The 4,529-nt window shown below is 59.9% G+C and carries 4 protein-coding genes and 1 pseudogene; 1 reads left to right on the top strand and 4 read right to left on the bottom strand.

Annotated elements, in window-relative coordinates:
* The 4 genes and pseudogenes from IVA82_RS37580 to IVA82_RS37565 all read right to left on the bottom strand — a co-directional run.
* Positions 1–165, bottom strand: a 165-nt coding sequence (locus tag IVA82_RS37580; RefSeq protein WP_247493571.1) for a creatininase family protein, incomplete at its 3' end; no start/stop codon positions are given.
* 394 nt (positions 166–559) lie between these two features.
* Positions 560–655 (bottom strand): annotated as a pseudogene (locus IVA82_RS37575) (ATP-binding protein); the annotation flags it as partial.
* A 282-nt stretch (positions 656–937) separates the two neighbouring features.
* Entirely contained in the window at positions 938–1,420 is a 483-nt protein-coding gene (locus IVA82_RS37570; protein WP_247493803.1) for an acetate--CoA ligase family protein, read from the bottom strand.
* Positions 1,389–2,423, bottom strand: coding sequence for a hypothetical protein (locus IVA82_RS37565; protein WP_247493802.1), 1,035 nt, complete (start codon positions 2,421–2,423; stop codon positions 1,389–1,391). Before IVA82_RS37565 ends, IVA82_RS37570 begins: the two co-directional genes overlap by 32 nt.
* Before the next feature lie 871 nt (positions 2,424–3,294).
* Here IVA82_RS37565 and IVA82_RS37560 point away from each other — a divergent pair.
* A partial coding sequence (locus tag IVA82_RS37560; protein WP_247493801.1) for an IS256 family transposase occupies positions 3,295–4,529 on the top strand: 1,235 nt, incomplete at its 3' end.

Genomic DNA, 4,529 nt, shown 5'->3' with positions numbered 1-4,529 from the left:
GCGCGCCGTTCGCAGTGCAACCGCCTCGCCGAGAAGACTGTCGATCTCGACCGGCAGGTGTGGGCCGTGCTGCTCGAGCGCACCCACCGGGACGATGACGATCGCGTCCTCCTTCGCGCGTTCACGCAACTGATCAGCCCGAAGCCGTCGCCATTCGATTTCCATCACAACCCTCCCGCTTATCCGATAGAGACTTCATGCCTAGGTGCTCAAATCGGATCACTCCCGCCCACAAAGCTACCGGTCCCTTTAAGCCGGAATTCGTTGATTTGATGCCCGCAGATGCTTAAGAACCGCACATTATCGCGTTAGATTGCGGATTCGATGATCTCGCCAAGCGTACCAATATGGTGCCACCCGGGATTCCGAGATGATCTCGCCCACCATTCTGGGATGATGTCGTCTGGCGTGGAGGCGTTTTGGCGGTCGTTTTCTGACATTCGTAAAGCCGAATGGTCAATTGTGATTGCAACTCGACCAGCTGTTTTTTCTTCTGTTGCCGTGCGTCGTAGACAGGCGTTGTCCAGCGCAGCGGCATGTCCACATCTCTGGCCTTTGGGCTTTGCTGCGATAAGGTGCGCCGCAGGCTCTCGCCGGAGAGATCGAGGCGGTAGGCGTTGTGAACCAGGCGATTAAGCACGGCGTCGGCGTAGGTGGCGCCGAACACGACAGAGGATCGTGGTCGAATAGTTCGGCCATTTGGCTTTGCCCTCACAGATCCGGGCGGGCGGCTTTGGCGAGTAGGCCGGTGGAATCTCACCGCCGGCCTCTCATAGATCCCAGCGTGAGACTCTCGCCTCACTGGGCTCCCATCAGGCGAACGAACTGCGTATGCCGATCTTCCGGTGTGCAAACAATCCCGGACGTTCTCAAGATAGTCGTTCGAGAACGCGGCCGGCCTTGGCCTTGCGACTCATAAAGCGTTTGAACTTCCGCATCATCCAAGCCTCGATTGTCTGATTGACGTAATTGCGGATCGAAAGTCGCACCAAGCACCATTTCGGGCCCGAATTTGGCCATTTCTTGCACGACGACTCCGGATTTTCGCTTCGGGGCGGTGCGACCGGACCGAAGCCATGATTTGCTCGAAGGCCGCCGATGCTTTGTCGGGCGAAGAGATATTCAGTACAACGCCGCCCACATCGGTCTTGTGCAGAATCTCAGCCGACTCGATTCTCATCGCTACCGGGAAGGTGAGATCCTGCGCGATCTGGGCTGCATCAGCGGCCCGACTAGCCAGTGCTTCGCGCGTAATCTCGTAGAGCGCGAGCAGACGCTTGCCTTCGCTCTCCGTCAAGACGTCGCCCTTGGCCTCGCGAATGATGCGCAGTGCCTCAGGATAGTAGGCGCTACGTCGGCCCCACTGGCTCGACAGGCGATGACTGGGCTTACGGTTGCGAAGGAACTCGGCATAGATCATCAAAGCAGAGAGTGCCTTCAGCCCGGCAGCCATTCCCTGCAAAAAAGGGCATGCGGTCAAACTCCGCCTTAGGATCGACCATAGCATCCTTCGGATCGAGAGACGCATAGAAATGGCCATCCGCAAGACTTAATATCGAGAACATAACCTCCGGCGCGGCCGCCGCGGCTCGCGTCAGCGATCGGCCCAACACCCAGCTCATGTCGAGGCAAGAAGGGAAGCCGCGGCCCCATATCACCAGGTCATAAGCGCCAGAGGCGGCGATCGCGTTTAGCGATTCATGTATGATGTGCGTGTCATAGCTCCCTTGCGCGGTAAAATCGAGTGGATTGCCGACGTTGCCGAATTCGGGAAAGACTGCCTCCAAACGAGCCTTCACCGGAGCCGGCAGTGGCGGCAATTCGATGTCGCAGGAATGCGCGAAGTCAGCCAGAATGCTAGCGGCCGTGCCAGAAAAGGACGCAAAGGCCACGCGGCGCCCGCGTGGCCGCTTGGTTGAGGAGAGGGCAGCTGCGGTCTCGATCAAATCATCAACGGTATCGACCCGGATAACTTCCAACCTCTTCAGCACAGCCTCAATCGCCACATCCGAGCCCACTAGCGAGCCGGTATGGGCCAACGCCGCCTGGCGGGCGCTTTCGGAGCGGCCGACCTTGATCATTACGATCGGCTTGCCCCTGTCGGCCGCTCGCTCGCAGGCCTTGATGAACTCCAGTGGGCGCTTGATCTGCTCGCAATAGCAGGTGATGACGTGGGTGTCATCCTCATCTGCGAAGTAGTCGATGAAATCTGCCACATCAAGACAGGCTTCGTTGCCGATGGTAACGACACGGCCAATGCCTATTCCGCGAGCCAGGAGAGGCACGATAAGACCATCGACGAGAGTGCCGCTCTGCAGGATCGCACTATTCCGCCCGCCTTCATGGTGTGAAAGTCCAGCGGAACCGCCATCAGCCGGTTTGCCGGGTTCATCAACCCAAAGCAGTTGAGACCGACGATACATTCACGAGCTCGCAAAGCTTCCGTGCTTCGAGATTGGCCGGCATAAAGTTGCTCATCAGCACGGGATTCCACTCCTTGCTATTGCCCAAACGGATATTTCGTGACGTCCCGATTCGATTCAACGCAGACAGCGGATCTAACTGGAATGCCGCAGGCAGCCGTTTAAAACCCGGCCGCATACCGAACTCACGCCTCGCCTCTGCTCGTTCGGATGGCTCGGTCGCGGATGCGCAGAGAGCCAGCGTCGGCATCCCAAATGAGAGCAACAGAAGCCTCCCAAAGGATATGACAAAGAGCACCAGGAGGAAGATGCTTTCGGGCAGCAGCCGCCGAGCCCATCGCCAAGACCCCAATGACGGGCTGGCGAGATAAGGGCCCGCCGCTGACGCTGCGCAGCTTATTGTGCTCGTCATGAGAGCCAATGCTCCTGGACGTGATCTGAATTAGCTTTGCCGTCCGGGCGGCGTGGTGTTATACTGAGTAGCGGGGCCATGTTGACTAGCGGGTACTTGAGCTGTTCAGGATAGCCAGTGCGCTGCGCAAACGCCTCCGCGATCTCCGACTCACCAGTTTTTGCGCGTTCTTGCTGGTCGGGCCACCTTTGAGAAGCGTCCAGTAGTTTTGGTCAAATATACGCACTTCCACACCATGCGAACGAATACGTCCTTTTGGATGGCCACGATGTCACAACCATCAAAGCGGCTCGTCATCTTGTATTCGCGTTAATGAGCTGTTGGAGGGCCCCCCTCCTGCCGGTGCAGGTGTCCACAATGAGAGCTATCGCCCAAAGTTGGTGACGGCGGGAATCAGGAAGGCGGCATATCGTGGGGGTGCTTGACGCCTCCACTTCTCCACCGAAGGAGCGATATGCCGTGTCCAACGATAACGTCATCCAGCTGATTCAGCCAGGAATCTTCGACGATCAACTCACAGAAGTCTTGCGCAACGGGGCACGTGCCCTTCTCGCCAAGGCGGTCGAGGCCGAGGTCGCAGACTTTCTCGGCCAGCATGCCGATTTGAAGACCCAGGACGGCCACCAGCGCGTCGTCCGCCACGGTCACCTGCCGGAGCGCGAGGTGATGACCGGTATCGGTCCGGTCGCCGTCCGCCAGCCGCGGGTACGCGATCGCGAGGCCGCCGCTGCCGATCCTGGCCGCATCCGGTTCGCGCCGTCGATCCTGCCGCCCTACATGCGCCGCTCGAAGTCGATCGAGACGCTGCTGCCGATCCTTTACCTGAAGGGGATTTCGACTGGCGACTTCTCCGAGGCGCTGGCGGCGCTGCTTGGCAAGGATGCTGCCGGATTGTCGGCCTCCGCGATCGGCCGGCTGAAGGACGGCTGGCTCGACGAGCACACAGCCTGGCAGAAGCGCGATCTGTCGGCCAAGCGCTACGTCTACATCTGGGCTGATGGCATCCATCTCGAAGCACGGCTCGAAGACGAAAAACAGTGCATCCTCGTGCTGATCGGTGCGACGCCGGAAGGCCGCAAGGAACTGGTCGGCTTCACCGATGGTGCCCGGGAGAGCGCGCAGGACTGGCGCGATCTGCTGCTCGATCTGAAGCGGCGCGGGCTCGACGTGCCGCCGCGGCTCGTCATCGCCGATGGCGCTCTCGGGTTCTGGAAGGCCGCCGGTGAGGTCTGGCCGAAAACGCGCGAGCAGCGCTGCTGGGTGCACAAGACCGCGAACGTGCTCGCCAAGTTGCCGAAGAGCCAGCAGCCGAAAGCCAAACGCGCGCTGCAGGAGATCTGGATGGCCGAAACGAAGGTCGCCGCCGAGCTGGCGTTCGACGCCTTCATCGCGAGCTACACGCTGAAATACGAGAAGGCCGCCGATTGCCTGAGCAAGGATCGAGACACGCTGCTCGCGTTCTACGACTTCCCGGCCGAGCACTGGAAACATTTACGGACCACGGATGAGATGGACAAGCGATTTTTTCATTATCGAGATGACGCTTGCTGGAAATCGCGTGCGTCCATTCTTTTGTTCGGCCGCGCCGCAGGCCATTCTTCCGTCCCGGCCATCAATCTTGCAGCCGCCGCGCGCAGGGGCGGTCAAGGCTGGCCGCACTTGCGGCCACCGCAAGGCTTGGCCTTGACCGGCCC

Origin of the sequence: Bradyrhizobium sp. 142 (assembly GCF_023074015.1) — a bacterium.
GTDB lineage: Bacteria > Pseudomonadota > Alphaproteobacteria > Rhizobiales > Xanthobacteraceae > Bradyrhizobium.
Note: the sequence above shows the minus strand (reverse complement) of the source record. Positions and strands in the feature narration are given on the sequence as shown.